The sequence below is a fragment of the Streptomyces shaanxiensis genome, from assembly GCF_039537145.1.
GTDB classification, from domain to species: Bacteria; Actinomycetota; Actinomycetes; order Streptomycetales; family Streptomycetaceae; genus Streptomyces; species Streptomyces shaanxiensis.
Genome location: NZ_BAAAZY010000015.1, coordinates 39,090 through 55,153, shown reverse-complemented (window position 1 = coordinate 55,153; position 16,064 = coordinate 39,090). Strand labels below are relative to the sequence as shown.

Genomic DNA, 16,064 nt, shown 5'->3' with positions numbered 1-16,064 from the left:
ATATCCACACCCCGGTGTGGCCGTGCCCCCCGTCCCCGTCCCGCCCCCATATCTCGCCCTTATATAGGGACGACCAACACAACCTCTCATCCGCCCTCCCCGCCGGGTGAGAGCAAAGTTCCTTTCCGGTCACCCGGTGCCACAGACCGGAAACGCGCCCTCCCTACCTTCGGGACCAGTCACTCAAAGCGCGACCGAGCCCCGAAGACCGTGGAGGCGTCATGACAGCCCCTAGCACAGCCCCCGCCGCAAGCAGGGGAGGCCGCTGGATCGACCACTGGGACCCCGAGAACGAGACGTTCTGGAACGAGACCGGTGAGAAGATCGCACGCCGGAACCTCTTCTTCTCCGTCCTCTCCGAGCACATCGGGTTCTCGATCTGGACCCTGTGGTCCGTGATGGTGCTCTTCATGGGGCCGGAGTACGGGCTCACCCCCGCCGACAAGTTCTTCATCGTCTCGATGGCCACGCTGGTCGGCGCCATAGTCCGGGTGCCCTACACCTTCGCCGTCGCCGTCTTCGGTGGCCGGATGTGGACGGTCGTCTCGGCGAGCCTGCTGCTCCTTCCGACGGTCGCCGCGTTCGCCGTGATGGAGCCGGGAACGTCGCTCACCACCTTCCTGCTGTGCGCGATGCTGGCCGGTGTCGGCGGCGGAAACTTCGCCTCCAGCATGACCAACATCAACGCCTTCTTCCCCCTGCGTAAGAAGGGGTGGGCGCTCGGTCTGAACGCCGGCGGCGGCAACATCGGCGTACCAGTGGTGCAGCTCGTCGGTCTCGCGGTCATCGGCGCCAGCGGGGGCCCGCGCCTGCTGCTCGGGATCTACATCCCGTTCATCGTGATCGCCGCCGTCCTCGCGTGGCTGAAGATGGACAGCATCTCGTCCGTGAAGAACGACACCGGCGCCGCCAAGGACGCCGTGAAGGACGCCCACACCTGGATCATGTCCTTCCTCTACATCGGTACCTTCGGCTCCTTCATCGGGTACAGCTTCGCCTTCGGCCTCGTCCTCCAGACGCAGTTCGGCCGTACGCCGCTGCAGGCCGCCTACGTCACCTTCATCGGCCCGCTGCTCGGCTCCCTGATCCGGCCCGTGGGCGGCTGGCTCGCCGACCGGTACGGCGGCGCGAAGATCACGCTGTACAACTTCATCGCCATGGCCGCCGCGACCTCGATCATCATCGTGGCCTCGATGCAGAAGTCGCTGCCTCTGTTCACCACCGCGTTCATCGCCCTGTTCGTGCTGACCGGCCTCGGCAACGGCTCGACGTACAAGATGATCCCCGGCATCTTCCAGGCGAAGGCCGCCGCCAAGGGACTCACCGGTGAGGAGGCCGCGTCCTACGGCCGCCGGCTCTCCGGTGCCTCCATGGGCCTCATCGGCGCGGTCGGCGCGCTCGGCGGACTCGGCATCAACCTCGCCTTCCGCCAGTCCTTCCTCTCCGTGGGCTCCGGGACCGGCGCCTTCGTCGCCTTCCTCGCCTTCTACGGCGTCTGTTTCGTGGTCACCTGGGCCGTATACCTTCGCCGCCCGGCCGCCTCCGAGACCCACGCCACATCGGCGACCGAGGCAAAGCCGCAGCTCAGCTACGCCGAGGTGTGACGTAACACTGCCGACATGAAGCCGAACCGAGCCTGTCACGCACCGTTGACAGGCTCGATCGGCATGCAGGTGCAACCACCCTGGGTGAAGTCAGGAACTCCCTCGGTGCGACCACCTGACGCAAGGCACCACAACTCGAGTGCGGGACGAGAGTTATGTACGACGAACAGCAGCAACCGGAACACGGCCCGCTCGCGGGTTTCACCGTGGGCGTCACCGCCGCACGCCGTGCCGACGAACTCGGGGCCTTGCTCCAGCGGCGCGGAGCCGCAGTCCTGCACGCACCTGCCCTGCGCATCGTGCCGCTCGCCGACGACAGCGAACTGCTCGCCGCCACCAAGGAGATCATCCAGCGGACCCCGGACATCGTGGTCGCCACGACCGCGATCGGCTTCCGGGGCTGGATCGAGGCCGCCGACGGGTGGGGACTGGGCGAGGACCTGCTGGCACGGCTGCGCGAGGTCGAGCTGCTCGCGCGCGGGCCGAAGGTCAAGGGCGCGGTACGGGCCGCCGGGCTGACCGAGGAGTGGTCGCCGTCCAGCGAGTCCATGGCCGAGGTGCTGGACCGGCTGCTGGAGGAGGGCGTCGACGGACGCCGTATCGCCCTCCAGCTGCACGGTGAGCCGCTGCCCGGGTTCGTGGAGGCGTTGCGGGCCGGGGGAGCGGAGGTGCTCGGTGTGCCGGTGTACCGGTGGCTGCCGCCGGAGGACATCGGACCGGTCGACCGTCTGCTGGACGCCACGGTCTCCCGTGGCCTGGACGCGCTCACCTTCACCAGCGCCCCGGCCGCGGCGTCCCTGCTGTCGCGGGCCGAGGAGCGCGGGCTGCTCCCCGAGGTGCTCGCCGCCCTCAACCACGACGTCCTTCCGGCCTGCGTCGGTCCGGTCACCGCGCTGCCGTTGCAGGCCCGCGGGATCGACACGGTGCAGCCCCAGAGGTACCGGCTCGGTCCGCTGGTCCAGCTGCTGTGCCAGGAGCTGCCCGCCCGGGCCCGGTCGCTGCCGATCGCCGGGCACCAGGTGGAGATCCGCGGCCATGCGGTGCTGGTCGACGGGGCGCTGCGGCCCGTACCGCCGGCGGGTATGTCCCTGCTGCGGGCTCTGTCCCGGCGGCCCGGGTGGGTGGTGGCCCGGTCCGATCTGCTGCGGGCGCTGCCGGGCGCCGGCCGCGATGAGCATGCGGTGGAGACGGCGATGGCTCGGCTGCGGACGGCTCTTGGGGCGCCGAAGCTGATCCAGACGGTGGTGAAGCGGGGGTATCGGCTGGCCTTGGATCCCGCCGCCGACGCGAAGTACGCGGACGTGTGAGCTGTTTTCGCCCCCGCCGCCCCTACCCGTCCCGTCCCCAGGGGCTCCGCCCCTTCGACCCCCCCCAGGGGGCTCTGCCCCCTGGACCCCCGTCGGCCCTGAACGGGCCTCGTCCTCAAACTCCCCCAGAGGGGGGACCCCCAGACGGGCTGGATTGCGCTGACCGGCGCCGAAAGCTGCCGTATCCCACCAGCGCCCGACCCAAGCACCCCAACGCCACCGTCGACAACCCGGCCCGCACCACGTTCCACGCCACCCACGGCCCCTCGAACTCCTCCCGCAGTGCGGCCGGATCACCACCCGCCTCCAGCCCGTCGTTCAGCGGGATGTTGAAGGCGACCGTGACGAGGAAGGCGAGGGCATACGCCGCCAGTGCCGCCCGCACCCACCACCGGTACGGCTCCCCGCGCAGCTGCCACGCCGACACCCCCGTCACCACCAGCGCCCCGAGGAAGCTCAGGAAGAACACCGGGTTCTGGATCACCTCGTTGATGTCGCGCATGACCTCGACGTAGACCCGGTCGTCACTGCGCGCCAGCCCCGGCATCACCGCGCACGCGAAGACGTAGAAGCTTCCGGCTATCAGGCCCATCGCGACCGTGGCCGCGCCCAGTACGGTTCCGGCGATCGTGTCGTTTCGAGTCATGTCCTTCAGTCAACGGGCCCGAATGCCCCCCGAACATGGCCGTCACGCGCAGCTCCATACGCGGTCGTCCAGCGCCAACCGCCGGTACGAGGGGTTCCGGCTCCGCGAGCGGGCAGGCACTGTTAGAGGGAACGGTTTCCCCAGCTCTCCTCACGGCATCTCACCGACCCCTTCTGACCGGGGTGACCCTAGGCGGTGACAGGCACATGGCACTGGGTACGGTCACGGACGCGTACGAGCTGCGGTTCGACGCCGGACGGATCTGTCTGGACCTCCTCGCGACCACGCACCCCGAGGAACGGTTCGACTCCGTCGAGGTGTTGTGCGCCTGGATCGCCGGGGCGGGGCTCGTCCCACCGGGCACGCCGCTCGCCCACGCCGACGCCTCCTGGCTCGTGGCCTTCCGCGAACTGCGCGGACGTATCGGGCAGTTGGTGCGAGGTGGTCCTCACCCCGAGCCTTGGCCGTCGTACGACATCGCGCTCGCGCAGGTGAACGACATCGCTCTCGCCGCGCCCCCGGCACCCCGCGCCGTACGGAGCGAAGACGGAACCCTCGTGCGGGAGTTGGATCATCCGCCCGAGTGCGCCGCCCTGCTCGGGGCCGTCGCCCGGGACGTGCTGGAGCTGCTCACCGATCCTGTCGCGCAGGCCGGGCTGAGGGAGTGCGAGGGCGACAACTGTCCGATCGTTTATGTCGATACGTCCCGGGGGCGCAGGAGGCGCTGGTGTTCCAGTGAGGTCTGCGGGAACCGCGAAAGGGTCGCCCGGCACCGCCGTCGCGCCGCTCTCACCCGAGCCTGACAGTCCGTTATGCGGCTTGTGCGAGTGGGCTGTCGAAGTGATTTCGATTACACCTTGTTTACCTACGCACCCGTAGGGAAGCGCGCGCTCGATCTTGCCGATGTGGTGGAAATGTAAAGATCGCACGGTGGGAATGTGCTGCCATGTCCAGCTCGTCACGTCACTCCACAGAAAACTGTCGCCTCGCTTTGAACGCTCAACGGGCCGCTTCCGTACGGGTGGTCGAGCGACCGACTGGGGGAACCCCCGGACATCGGAGGTGGGCGTGCGCAAGGATTCCGTCGTGGCCAATGAACGTGGATCGAGGGCCCGACATCGCATGTCCCAGCCCTCGGAACCTGATGAGGAGCTGATGCGTGCGCTGTACAGAGAGCACGCCGGACCCCTCCTTGCGTATGTCCTTCGACTGGTCGCCGGTGATCGGCAACGAGCAGAGGACGTCGTGCAGGAGACGCTCATCCGTGCCTGGAAGAACGCCGGACAGCTCAATCGAGCGACCGGATCGGTACGCCCCTGGCTGGTGACGGTCGCGAGGCGCATCGTCATCGACGGCCACCGCAGCCGGCAGGCCCGGCCGCAGGAGGTCGATCCGTCGCCGCTGGAGGTCATCCCCGCGGAGGACGAGATCGACAAGGCGCTGTGGCTGATGACGCTGTCGGACGCACTCGACGACCTGACTCCTGCCCACCGGGAGGTGCTGGTCGAGACGTACTTCAAGGGACGTACCGTCAATGAGGCGGCCGAGACGCTGGGCATACCCAGCGGCACCGTCCGCTCCAGGGTCTTCTATGCCCTGCGGTCGATGAAGCTGGCTCTGGAGGAGCGGGGGGTGACGGCGTGATGAGTGTTTACGGGGGAAACCAGGGATTCGGGATGGGCGGTTCGGGTATGTCTGGACCCATGCAGGGACATCCGGTTCCGAGCGAGCACGAGACCGTCGGCGCCTACGCCCTCGGGATCCTCGACGACGCTGAGGCAACCGCTTTCGAAGCACACCTCGCGACCTGCGAATGGTGCGCCCAGCAGCTGGACGAGCTCGCCGGGATGGAGCCGATGCTGGCCGCGCTCGCGGACCTGCCCGGTTCCGGCACGCCCGCCATCGGCGAGTCCCTGTCGGCGAAGCCCAGCCCGCGGCTGGTCAACAAGCTCGTCGACGAGGTCGCCGAGCGCCGCGCCCAGAAGCGCCGGCGCAGCTTCTACATGGTGGCCGCGGCGGCCGCGCTGATCGTCGGCGGCCCGTTCGTGGCCGTGGCGACGAACGGCAGCGACGGCGGCGACGGCGGGAACAGGGTCGTGACGGCGGCCAACCCCGCCAAGGACCTGTTCACCGACATCGAGAACAAGGTCTCCGGGAGCGACTCGACGACCGGCGTCAGCGCGACCGTCGCCCTGCAGGAGAAGCTCTGGGGCACCGAGACGGCCCTCGAACTCAAGGGCGTCAAGGGTCCGCTCAAGTGCTCCCTGATCTTCGTCAGCAAGGACGGCGAGCGTGAGACGGCCGCCTCCTGGTCCGTCCCGAAGTGGGGCTACGGCATCCCGGACGCCAAGACCGAGCAGGCCAGGAACCCGCTCTACGTCAGCGGCGGCGTGTCCATGGCCCCCGACGAGGTCGACCACATCGAGGTCATGACCTTCGACGGAAAGAAGCTGGCCCAGGTCGACGTGTAGTCGACGTAGCTTTTCGGGGCCCCCTTCGCGTACGGTTGACGGCTGCCCAGCACGTCAGAAGGGGGCCCGGTGGCCGCTCAGGCTCAACAGGAAACCGCGCTCGAAGACTCCCGGAGAGACCGAGAGATCGGCGTCGAACAGGAACACCTGGACCGGGTGTACCAGCGCCTCGAGGAGAAGATCCACGAGGCCGAGTTCCTGATGAACGACGCGGCCAAGCGCGGCCAGGTCGGTACGCCCGGCGCGCTCGCCGAGCGGGACGCGCAGGTCTTCCGGGCGGGCGTCCACCTCAACCGGCTCAACAACGAGTTCGAGGACTTCCTCTTCGGCCGTATCGACCTGCTGCTCGGCAAGGACGGCAAGAAGGGGCCCGACGGCGCCTACACCGCGGTCGAGCCCGCCGAGGGCGCCGTCCGCGACGACAACACCGCCGACATCGCCGAGACCCTGCACATCGGCCGTATCGGTGTGCTCGACCAGGACTACGCCCCGCTGGTCATCGACTGGCGGGCCCCGGCCGCGGCGCCCTTCTACCGCTCCACCCCGGTCGATCCGGGGCGGGTCGTACGGCGCCGGGTGATCCGTTCCAAGGGGCGCCGCGTGCTGGGTGTCGAGGACGACCTCATGCGCCCCGAGCTCAAGGCGTTCCTCGGTGGGAACGAGCTGCCCGTCATCGGCGACGGCGCCCTCATGGCCGCCCTCGGACAGGCCCGCAGCCACACCATGCGGGACATCGTGGCGTCCATCCAGGCCGAGCAGGACCTGGTCATCCGCGCCCCCGCCGCCTCGGTGACGTACGTCGAGGGCGGCCCCGGCACCGGCAAGACCGCCGTCGCCCTGCACCGCGCCGCCTACCTGCTCTACCAGGACCGGCGCCGGTACGCGGGCGGCATCCTGATCGTCTCGCCGACCCCGCTGCTGGTGGCGTACACCGAGGGCGTGCTCCCCTCCCTGGGCGAGGAGGGCCAGGTCGCCATCCGCGCGATCGGCTCGCTGGTCGACGGCGCCGAGGCCACGCTGTACGACTCCCCGGCCGTGGCCCGCGCCAAGGGTTCGTACCGCATGCTCAAGGTGCTGCGGAAGGCGGCGCGGGGCGCGCTGGAGCTGGGGCCGGGAGGCGCGGCCGCTCCCGGCCGGCCCGCCGCCGGTGCCGCGGGGGCGAACGGCACGGGGCAGCTCGCCTTCGGCGGCGACGACGCCGCCGACTCACCCGCGCAGCCCCCCGCCGGACCTCCCACCCGTCTGCGCGTGGTCGCCTTCGGGCGCCGGCTCGAGCTGGAGGCCGATGCGCTGGAACGTATCCGCCACAGCGCCCTCGGCGGCACCGCCCCCGTGAACCTGCTGCGCCCGCGCGCCCGCAAGCTGCTGCTCGACGCCCTGTGGGCGAAGTCCGGCGGCGCATCCCGGCACACCGACCCGGAGCTGGCCGCCGAGCTGCGCTCGTCCTTCGACGAGGACGTGATGACGGAGGACAGCTTCATCGCCTTCCTCGACGCCTGGTGGCCCGAGCTCACCCCGAAGGCCGTCCTGGAGGCGATGGCCGACGAGCGCCGGCTCGGCCGCTGGGCCCGCCGGATCCTCAACCCCGGCGAGATCCGCAAGGTGGCCCGCTCGCTGAAGCGGGACGGCCACTCCGTGCACGACATCGCCATGCTCGACGAGCTCCAGGCGATCCTCGGCACCCCGGCCCGCCCGAAGAAGAAGCGCGAGCTGGACCCGCTCGACCAGCTCAGCGGCCTGGAGGAGCTGATGCCGGTGCGCGAGGAGTCGCAGCGCGAGCGCGCCGAGCGGCTGGCGGCCGAGCGCACCGAGTACGCCCACGTCATCGTCGACGAGGCCCAGGACCTCACGCCGATGCAGTGGCGGATGGTGGGGCGCCGGGGCCGGCACGCCACGTGGACGGTCGTCGGCGACCCGGCCCAGTCGTCCTGGTCCGACGTGGACGAGGCGGCCGAGGCGCGCGACGAGGCCCTCGGCACCCGCCCGCGCCGCCGCTTCCAGCTCACCGTGAACTACCGCAACCCGGCCGAGATCGCCGAGCTCGCGGCGAAGGTGCTGGCGCTCGCCATGCCGGGCTCCACGTCGCCCTCGGCGGTGCGCTCCACGGGCGTCGAGCCGCGTTTTGTGACAACGAACATCGGACGCGGCACCGGCGTACGGGAATCACTCGCTCAGACGGTCCGGCACGAGGCCGCACGGCTGCTGGACCAGGTCGACGGAACGGTCGGCGTGGTCGTCGCCATGCAGCGGCGCGAGGAGGCGGCCAAGTGGCTGGCCGGGCTCGGCGACCGGGTCGTGGCGCTCGGCAGCCTGGAGGCGAAAGGCCTGGAGTACGACGCGACGATCGTCGTCTCCCCGGCGGAGATCGCGGACGAGTCGCCGGCCGGACTGCGCGTGCTGTACGTCGCGCTGACCCGGGCCACCCAGCAGCTGACGGTGGTGTCGGGGGAGCGGGACGAGCCGGACGCGACCGGGGTGCCGGACCTGCTCCGAGATTGATCCGGATGAACCACCGGTACGGGAATGGCCTTACGGGATCCGTTTGTTAGCCTGGGTGTGGCACCGGCTCGATCCAAGCCCCCGGGCCCAACCTTCGTCGCTACGAGCGACCACTTGCCGCGAGGCGAGCATGGCGGGTCGGTGTCATGAACGTAGAGAAGAGACCCACGTCACCATGTGACGTGGGTCTCTTTTCATGAGAAGGCGTGGCGAACAATACGTTCGCAATTCAAGCCCGGCTAACTCCTACTCAGCGGTAGGTGCGACGATCGGACGGCGTACCCAGCGTCACACGGTGAAAGCAGAGGAAGTCGGCCATGGCAACGGCGCCCAGCGTCTCCTACTCGATGACGGTCCGGCTGGAGGTGCCCGCGAGCGGAACCGCGGTCTCCCAGCTCACCGGAGCCGTCGAGTCCCACGGAGGCTCGGTGACCGGCCTCGACGTGACCGCGTCCGGCCACGAGAAGCTCCGCATCGACGTCACCATCGCCGCGACCTCCACGGCGCACGCCGACGAGATCGTCGAGCAGCTCCGTGGCATCGAGGGCGTCACACTCGGCAAGGTCTCGGACCGTACGTTCCTCATGCACCTCGGCGGCAAGATCGAGATGCAGTCCAAGCACCCCATCCGTAACCGTGACGACCTGTCCATGATCTACACGCCGGGTGTGGCCCGCGTCTGCATGGCCATCGCCGAGAACCCCGAGGACGCCCGCCGCCTCACCATCAAGCGCAACTCCGTTGCGGTCGTGACGGACGGCTCGGCGGTGCTGGGCCTCGGCAACATCGGCCCGAAGGCCGCGCTGCCCGTGATGGAGGGCAAGGCGGCCCTGTTCAAGCGGTTCGCCGGCATCGACGCCTGGCCGATCTGCCTCGACACCCAGGACACCGACGCGATCGTCGAGATCGTCAAGGCGATCGCCCCCGGGTTCGCCGGCATCAACCTCGAGGACATCTCCGCCCCCCGCTGCTTCGAGATCGAGGCACGGCTGCGCGAGGCCCTCGACATCCCCGTCTTCCACGACGACCAGCACGGCACGGCGATCGTCGTCCTGGCCGCCCTGACCAACGCACTTCGTGTCGCGGGCAAGGCGATCGAGAACATCCGCGTCGTCATGTCCGGCGCCGGCGCGGCCGGTACGGCCATTCTCAAGCTGCTCATCGCCGCGGGCGTGAAGAACGCCGTCGTCGCCGACATCCACGGTGTCGTGCACGCCGGCCGCGAGGACCTGGTGGACGCCGCGGCCGACTCGCCGCTGCGCTGGATCGCCGACAACACCAACCCCGAGGGCCTGACCGGCACGCTGAAGGAGGCCGTGCGCGGCGCGGACGTCTTCATCGGCGTCTCCGCCCCGAACGTGCTCGACGGTGACGACGTGGCCGCCATGGCCGACGACGCCATCGTGTTCGCGCTCGCGAACCCGGACCCCGAGGTCGACCCCGCAATCGCCCGTCAGACGGCCGCAGTTGTGGCCACGGGCCGCTCCGACTTCCCGAACCAGATCAACAACGTGCTGGTCTTCCCGGGTGTCTTCCGCGGTCTGCTGGACGCTCAGTCCCGCACGGTCAACACCGACATGATGCTCGCGGCCGCGAAGGCGCTCGCGGATGTGGTGACCGAGGACGAGCTGAACCCGAACTACATCATCCCGAGCGTGTTCAACGACAAGGTCGCGGGCGCGGTCGCCGGGGCGGTGCGGGAGGCTGCGAAGGCGGCGTCCGCGGTGACGTCGGCCGAGTAATCACCTGGGTTCGGCGCCTCACAGCCCCGAAAAGTGTGCGTGGGCTGTGAGGATCGCCACGGCAAGCCCTTGTAACGGCGCGTCGTGGAACCAAGGGCCTTGAAACGCCGTTTATCGTGACGGCCAAGCTCAGGCCCTCTCTTCGTGTGACTCCCACGGGTGTTCTCACGACTCCTCCGGGCGCCGGATTGGCTTTCCCGCCGCAGGTAGGGGCAGGATGCGTCTCTGGGCGCGAGGGTCTGACGACGGACCCGGGTCCGGGGACTGTCCCAGGGCCCTGGCAGCATCGACTTCGCTGTGCCCGATATGCGGCTCCGCCGCGTGGCACGCCTCAACGGCAAAAAGAACACGGGAGTAACAACATGAACCGCAGTGAGCTGGTGGCCGCGCTGGCCGACCGCGCCGAGGTGACCCGCAAGGACGCCGACGCCGTGCTGGCCGCTTTCGCCGAGGTCGTCGGCGACATCGTCTCCAAGGGCGACGAGAAGGTCACCATCCCCGGCTTCCTGACCTTCGAGCGCACCCACCGTGCCGCTCGCACCGCCCGCAACCCGCAGACCGGCGACCCGATCCAGATCCCGGCCGGCTACAGCGTGAAGGTCTCCGCGGGCAGCAAGCTCAAGGAAGCCGCCAAGGGCAAGTGACCTTGCCGTCTGTACACCACGGGACGGTGTGCGGCTTGTAGAACGCTGATGGGGCGGCGCCCGGTTCTCGGGTGCCGCCCCATCGTGGTTTTCGCTTTCCAGTGGCCTCAAAACGCCGGCCGGGCTGGATTTGGCCGGACTTAGCCGAGCGCCTTACCCGGCAACTCCACCTTCGCGCCCAGCTCCACGAGCTTCTCCATGCTGTGCCTTCCCGGGGGATAACCCCCGGACCCCCAGCCGCAGACCGGCGTGTTCCGCGTCCGTGTCAGGAGACCACCGTCAGCCGAGTGCCTTGCCCGGCAGTTCGACCTTGGCGCCCAGCTCCACGAGCTTCTCCATGAAGTTCTCGTAGCCGCGGTTGATCAGGTCGATGCCGTGCACTCGTGAAGTCCCCTGGGCCGCCAGGGCCGCGATGAGGTACGAGAAGCCGCCGCGGAGGTCGGGGATGACGAGGTCGGCGCCCTGGAGCTTGGTGGGGCCCGAGACGACCGCGGAGTGCAGGAAGTTGCGCTGGCCGAAGCGGCAGTCGGAGCCGCCGAGGCACTCGCGGTACAGCTGGATGTGGGCGCCCATCTGGTTCAGCGCGGAGGTGAAGCCGAGGCGGGACTCGTAGACCGTCTCGTGGATGATCGACAGGCCGGTCGCCTGCGTCAGGGCCACCACCAGCGGCTGCTGCCAGTCCGTCTGGAAGCCCGGGTGCACGTCCGTTTCGAGCGCGATGGACTTCAACTGGCCACCGGGGTGCCAGAAACGGATGCCCTCGTCGTCGATCTCGAAGGCACCGCCCACCTTCCGGTAGGTGTTGAGGAACGTCATCATCGAGCGCTGCTGCGCGCCGCGAACGTAGATGTTGCCCTCGGTCGCGAGCGCCGCGGACGCCCAGGAGGCGGCCTCCAGACGGTCCGGGAGGGCCTTGTGGTTGTAGCCGCCGAGCGAGTCCACACCGGTGATGCGGATCGTGCGGTCGGTGTCCACGCCGATGATGGCGCCCATCTTCTGCAGGACGCAGATGAGGTCCTCGATCTCCGGCTCCACGGCCGCGTTCGAGAGCTCGGTGACGCCCTCCGCGAGCACCGCCGTCAGCAGCACCTGCTCGGTCGCGCCCACGGACGGGTACGGCAGCCGGATCTTCGTGCCGCGCAGCCGCTGCGGAGCCTCCAGGTACTGCCCGTCCGCCCGCTTCTCGATGCGCGCCCCGAACTGCCGCAGCACCTCGAAGTGGAAGTCGATGGGCCGGCCGCCGATGTCGCAGCCGCCGAGGCCGGGGATGAAGGCGTGGCCGAGGCGGTGGAGCAGGGGGCCGCAGAACAGGATCGGGATGCGGCTCGAACCAGCGTGGGCATCGATGTCAGCGACGTTCGCGCTCTCCACGTGGGACGGGTCCATCACCAACTCGCCCGGTTCCTCACCCGGACGGACCGTGACCCCGTGCAGTTGCAGCAGGCCTCGTACGACACGCACGTCACGGATGTCCGGCACGTTGCGCAGTCGACTTGGCGCGCTGCCCAGCAGGGCGGCGACCATGGCCTTCGGTACGAGGTTCTTCGCACCGCGGACACGGATCTCGCCCTCCAGCGGGGTTCCGCCGTGGACAAGCAGGACATCGTCGTTGACGGTCATGTATCTCGCGTTCCGATGAGTTGGGCAGGGGCCAGAAGGGAAAGGGTAATCGCCGCCGACCCCCCTTCTGTAAGCCCGAGTACGGCTCAGGAACGTCATAGCTCTGTCACAACACGAACCGTTCGCCGTCGGGCACAAGCGGTCACCATCGCCGCCGTGCGCCCGATCCTGCTTCTTTCCGCCCTGAGCTGCATTCACTCCCGAACCCGCATTGCCTCCCCACGCGAAGGGAAGATGCGGGATCATGTCTGGCATGACCGAGGTGTCCTCGCTCACAGGGCGGCTGCTCGTGGCAACGCCCGCCCTGGCGGACCCGAACTTCGACCGCGCGGTGGTGCTCCTTCTCGACCACGACGAGGAGGGCTCCCTCGGTGTCGTCCTCAACCGTCCGACCCCCGTGGACGTGGGCGACATCCTGGAGGGCTGGGCGGACCTCGCCGGCGAACCCGGTGTCGTCTTCCAGGGCGGCCCGGTGTCCCTGGACTCGGCCCTCGGTGTCGCCGTCATCCCCGGTGACGCGAACGGCGAGAGCGCCCCGCTGGGCTGGCGCCGGGTGCACGGGGCGATCGGGCTCGTGGACCTGGAGGCCCCGCCGGAGCTGCTCGCCTCGGCCGTCGGGTCCTTGAGGATCTTCGCCGGGTACGCCGGCTGGGGACCCGGCCAGCTGGAGGACGAGCTGGTGGAGGGCGCCTGGTACGTCGTCGAGTCCGAGCCCGGCGACGTCTCCTCGCCGTCCCCGGAACGACTGTGGCGCGAGGTGCTGCGCCGCCAGCGCAACGAGCTCGCGATGGTGGCGACGTACCCGGACGACCCTTCGCTCAACTGAAACATGTGAGCTTCAGTACTCTTGGCGTTATGAGCACTCTCGAGCCCGAGCGCGGGACTGGTACGGGGACCCTCGTAGAGCCGACGCCACAGGTGTCCCACGGCGACGGCGACCACGAGCGCTTCGCCCACTACGTCCAGAAGGACAAGATCATGGCGAGCGCCCTCGACGGCACCCCCGTCGTGGCGCTCTGCGGCAAGGTCTGGGTGCCCGGCCGCGACCCGAAGAAGTACCCGGTGTGTCCCATGTGCAAGGAGATCTACGAGTCCATGGGAGCCGGCGGGGACGACAAGGGCAAGGGCGGCGACAAGAAGTAACCCTGCCTTCGGCCTGAGCTTTGCGAGGCCCCCGGGGCGCTGTTCGGCGCACCCCGGGGGCTTTTGCGTGTCACGAAGTGGTTGAGACCTCTTGTGGACATGTTCATGTAGTCCCTAGGCTCCGATGCGTTGTACAGGGTGAAATAGCCATTGCATATGCTGCAACGCAACGCTCGGAGGATCACTCCATGAAGCTTCCCTCGCGACTCGCCGCACTCCTGGCGGCGGCAGCGGTCGTCACCGCCTGCGCCCCCCAGACTTCCAGCAACTCCTCCTCCGACAAGGACGAGAAGACCGGCACGCTGCGGGTCTGGCTCTTCCAGGAAGTCGGCAACAAGCCGAAGGAGAAGGTCGTCGACTCCGTCGTCACCGCCTTCGAGAAGGAGCACGAGGGCACGAAGGTCGACGTCGAGTACATCCCGGTCGAGACCCGCGCCCAGCGCGTCAAGGCCGCCTTCAACGACCCGAAGTCCGCGCCCGACGTGATGGAGTACGGCAACACCGACACCGCCGGCTATGTGAAGGACGGCGGACTCCTCGACGTCACCGAGGAGTTCGGTGCCTGGAGCGAGACGAAGGACACCGACCCCACGGCCAGGCAGTCCGTCACCGTGGGCGGCAAGATCTACGGCGCTCCCTTCTACGTCGGGGTCCGCGCCCTGTACTACCGGACCGACGTCTTCGAGGAACTCGGCCTGGAAGTCCCGAGGACCATGGACGAGTTGGCGACGACGGCCCGAAAGATCCGCGCCGCCGAGCCCGAGCTGTACGGCCTCGTGGTGGGCGGCGCCTACACGTACGGCGCGATGCCCTTCGTCTGGGCCAACGGCGGGGAGATAGCCGAGGGCAAGGGCGGCAGCTACGCCTCGGCGATCGACAGCGCGGCGGCCCAGAAGGGCATCAAGGCGTACACGTCCCTGTTCAGCGACGACAACTGTCCCGCCGCCAAGTGCGCCGGCATGGGCGGCAACGACACGGTGACCGCGTTCGCGGCCGGCAAGGCGGGCATGGCGATCGGCGGCGACTTCAGCCACACCGCGGTGGAGGCCGGGAAGGTGAAGGGCAAGTACGCGGTCGTGCCGCTGCCGGGCGTGAAGGCGGGGTCCGTCGCGCCGGCGTTCGCCGGGGGCAACAACATCGGTGTGCTGAAGAGCACGTCGCATCGGACGCTGGCGGTCGAGCTGATGGAACAGCTCACCTCGAAGAAGACACAGGCTTCGATGTTCGAGGCGATGGGGTTCCTGCCCACCTTCTCCGACGTACGGCAGCAGGTCGCGGCCGAGGAACCGTACGTCAAGCCGTTCGCGCAGACGCTCTCCGCGGGCACCAGGTTCGTCCCCGCGTCGCCCGCGTGGGCGCAGATCGACTCCTCGCTCGTTCTGCCGACGATGTTCCAGGAGGTCATCAGCGGCAAGAAGGACGTGGCGGCGGCCTCGGCGGACGCGGCCAAGAAGATGAACGACGCGTTCGGCTCCGTGGGTTGAGCCTGTGAGTCCTCGTACGAAGCCCTCCTGGACCCCCTGGCTCTATCTCGCCCCAGCCCTCGTCGTCCTCGGCGGGCTGCTCGCCTACCCCATCTACCAGCTCGGGCTGATCTCGTTCTTCCAGTACACCCAGGCGCAGGTCAGCGGTGGGGAGCCGACGAGCTTCCAGGGGCTGGGGAACTACGCGGAGCTGTTCGGCGACGACCAGTTCTGGCAGGTGCTGGGGGCGACCGTCGTCTTCGCGGCGGCCTGCGTGGTGTCGACGCTCGCCGTCGGCTGTGCGCTCGCCGTGCTGCTCACGCGCGTGCGTGCCGTGCCGCGGCTGGTGCTGATGCTGGCCGCGCTGGGGGCGTGGGCGACGCCCGCCATCACCGGGTCGACGGTGTGGCTGTTCCTGTTCGACCCGGACTTCGGCCCGGTGAACCGGGTGCTGGGACTCGGTGACCACTCGTGGACGTACGGGCGGTTCAGCGCCTTCTTCCTCGTCCTGCTCGAAGTGGTGTGGTGCTCCTTCCCGTTCGTGATGGTGACGGTGTACGCCGGCATCCGCGCCGTACCGGCCGAGGTGCTGGAGGCCGCCGAACTGGACGGCGCCTCGCAGTGGCGGGTCTGGCGGTCGGTGCTGGCGCCGATGCTGCGGCCGATCCTGGTGGTCGTCACCATCCAGTCGGTGATCTGGGACTTCAAGGTCTTCACACAGATCTACGTCATGACGAACGGCGGCGGCATCGCGGGCCAGAACCTGGTGCTGAACGTGTACGCCTACCAGAAGGCGTTCGCGTCCTCGCAGTACAGCCTGGGCTCGGCGATCGGCGTGGTGATGCTGCTGATCCTGCTGGCAGTGACGCTCGGGTACCTGCGGCTGCTGCGCAGGCAGGGGGAGGAGCTGTGAGGTTCGTGAGGT

General features: G+C 69.0%; 14 protein-coding genes. 12 read left to right on the top strand and 2 right to left on the bottom strand.

Translation table 11 applies throughout. The features are described from left to right. Window positions 1-221: 221 nt before the first annotated feature. Complete coding sequence (locus ABD932_RS29650) at window positions 222-1,604, top strand: nitrate/nitrite transporter (RefSeq protein WP_345017196.1); 1,383 nt, start codon at window positions 222-224, stop codon at window positions 1,602-1,604. Between the two features lie 155 nt (window positions 1,605-1,759). Further along, window positions 1,760-2,911: a uroporphyrinogen-III synthase gene (locus ABD932_RS29645; protein ID WP_345017194.1), complete on the top strand. Its 1,152-nt coding sequence runs from the start codon at window positions 1,760-1,762 to the stop codon at window positions 2,909-2,911. A 115-nt stretch (window positions 2,912-3,026) separates the two neighbouring features. Here ABD932_RS29645 and ABD932_RS29640 read toward each other — a convergent pair whose 3' ends face one another. Beyond that, window positions 3,027-3,557 (bottom strand): anthrone oxygenase family protein, encoded by a 531-nt coding sequence (locus ABD932_RS29640; protein WP_345017192.1) that lies wholly within the window; start codon window positions 3,555-3,557, stop codon window positions 3,027-3,029. Between the two features lie 206 nt (window positions 3,558-3,763). Here ABD932_RS29640 and ABD932_RS29635 point away from each other — a divergent pair, with 206 nt between their 5' ends. The 6 genes from ABD932_RS29635 (at window position 3,764) to ABD932_RS29610 (ending at window position 10,913) form a co-directional block, all read left to right on the top strand. Further along, window positions 3,764-4,360: a CGNR zinc finger domain-containing protein gene (locus ABD932_RS29635; RefSeq protein WP_345017190.1), complete on the top strand. Its 597-nt coding sequence runs from the start codon at window positions 3,764-3,766 to the stop codon at window positions 4,358-4,360. A 319-nt stretch (window positions 4,361-4,679) separates the two neighbouring features. Beyond that, window positions 4,680-5,201, top strand: coding sequence for a sigma-70 family RNA polymerase sigma factor (locus ABD932_RS29630; protein WP_010039908.1), 522 nt, complete (start codon window positions 4,680-4,682; stop codon window positions 5,199-5,201). Then, a complete protein-coding gene (locus ABD932_RS29625) occupies window positions 5,201-6,028 on the top strand; it encodes an anti-sigma factor family protein (protein WP_425587533.1) in 828 nt (275 codons plus the stop codon). The genes ABD932_RS29630 and ABD932_RS29625 overlap by 1 nt, the downstream gene beginning before the upstream one ends. Before the next feature lie 69 nt (window positions 6,029-6,097). Next, on the top strand, window positions 6,098-8,527 hold the full coding sequence (locus tag ABD932_RS29620) for a HelD family protein (protein ID WP_345017186.1): 2,430 nt from the start codon (window positions 6,098-6,100) through the stop codon (window positions 8,525-8,527). 317 nt (window positions 8,528-8,844) lie between these two features. Then, complete coding sequence (locus ABD932_RS29615) at window positions 8,845-10,269, top strand: NAD-dependent malic enzyme (protein WP_345017184.1); 1,425 nt, start codon at window positions 8,845-8,847, stop codon at window positions 10,267-10,269. Window positions 10,270-10,631: 362 nt separating this feature from the next. After that, on the top strand, window positions 10,632-10,913 hold the full coding sequence (locus ABD932_RS29610; protein ID WP_004000874.1) for an HU family DNA-binding protein: 282 nt from the start codon (window positions 10,632-10,634) through the stop codon (window positions 10,911-10,913). Between the two features lie 279 nt (window positions 10,914-11,192). On the opposite strand, the gene murA is transcribed toward ABD932_RS29610, so the two are convergent. Beyond that, window positions 11,193-12,533, bottom strand: coding sequence for a UDP-N-acetylglucosamine 1-carboxyvinyltransferase (gene murA / locus ABD932_RS29605; RefSeq protein ID WP_126392601.1), 1,341 nt, complete (start codon window positions 12,531-12,533; stop codon window positions 11,193-11,195). 253 nt (window positions 12,534-12,786) lie between these two features. On the opposite strand from murA, the gene ABD932_RS29600 reads away from it, so the two are divergent. From ABD932_RS29600 to ABD932_RS29585, 4 genes are all read left to right on the top strand, one after another. Continuing rightward, complete coding sequence (locus tag ABD932_RS29600; protein ID WP_030054423.1) at window positions 12,787-13,359, top strand: YqgE/AlgH family protein; 573 nt, start codon at window positions 12,787-12,789, stop codon at window positions 13,357-13,359. Between the two features lie 29 nt (window positions 13,360-13,388). Beyond that, window positions 13,389-13,676 (top strand): DUF3039 domain-containing protein, encoded by a 288-nt coding sequence (locus ABD932_RS29595; protein ID WP_031478284.1) that lies wholly within the window; start codon window positions 13,389-13,391, stop codon window positions 13,674-13,676. A 188-nt stretch (window positions 13,677-13,864) separates the two neighbouring features. Then, on the top strand, window positions 13,865-15,160 hold the full coding sequence (locus ABD932_RS29590) for an extracellular solute-binding protein (protein ID WP_345017177.1): 1,296 nt from the start codon (window positions 13,865-13,867) through the stop codon (window positions 15,158-15,160). Window positions 15,161-15,164: 4 nt separating this feature from the next. Beyond that, complete coding sequence (locus tag ABD932_RS29585) at window positions 15,165-16,052, top strand: carbohydrate ABC transporter permease (RefSeq protein ID WP_345017175.1); 888 nt, start codon at window positions 15,165-15,167, stop codon at window positions 16,050-16,052. Window positions 16,053-16,064: the final 12 nt, after the last annotated feature.

What these genes read in the sequence shown, in the direction of transcription:
- ABD932_RS29650 (WP_345017196.1), top strand. Translation starts at nt 222, where the DNA reads ATGACAGCCCCTAGCACAGCCCCCGCCGCAAGCAGGGGAGGCCGCTGG.
- ABD932_RS29645 (WP_345017194.1), top strand. Translation starts at nt 1,760, where the DNA reads ATGTACGACGAACAGCAGCAACCGGAACACGGCCCGCTCGCGGGTTTC.
- ABD932_RS29640 (WP_345017192.1), bottom strand. Translation starts at nt 3,557, where the DNA reads ATGACTCGAAACGACACGATCGCCGGAACCGTACTGGGCGCGGCCACG.
- ABD932_RS29635 (WP_345017190.1), top strand. Translation starts at nt 3,764, where the DNA reads ATGGCACTGGGTACGGTCACGGACGCGTACGAGCTGCGGTTCGACGCC.
- ABD932_RS29630 (WP_010039908.1), top strand. Translation starts at nt 4,680, where the DNA reads ATGTCCCAGCCCTCGGAACCTGATGAGGAGCTGATGCGTGCGCTGTAC.
- ABD932_RS29625 (WP_425587533.1), top strand. Translation starts at nt 5,201, where the DNA reads ATGAGTGTTTACGGGGGAAACCAGGGATTCGGGATGGGCGGTTCGGGT.
- ABD932_RS29615 (WP_345017184.1), top strand. Translation starts at nt 8,845, where the DNA reads ATGGCAACGGCGCCCAGCGTCTCCTACTCGATGACGGTCCGGCTGGAG.
- ABD932_RS29610 (WP_004000874.1), top strand. Translation starts at nt 10,632, where the DNA reads ATGAACCGCAGTGAGCTGGTGGCCGCGCTGGCCGACCGCGCCGAGGTG.
- murA (WP_126392601.1), bottom strand. Translation starts at nt 12,533, where the DNA reads ATGACCGTCAACGACGATGTCCTGCTTGTCCACGGCGGAACCCCGCTG.
- ABD932_RS29600 (WP_030054423.1), top strand. Translation starts at nt 12,787, where the DNA reads ATGACCGAGGTGTCCTCGCTCACAGGGCGGCTGCTCGTGGCAACGCCC.
- ABD932_RS29595 (WP_031478284.1), top strand. Translation starts at nt 13,389, where the DNA reads ATGAGCACTCTCGAGCCCGAGCGCGGGACTGGTACGGGGACCCTCGTA.
- ABD932_RS29590 (WP_345017177.1), top strand. Translation starts at nt 13,865, where the DNA reads ATGAAGCTTCCCTCGCGACTCGCCGCACTCCTGGCGGCGGCAGCGGTC.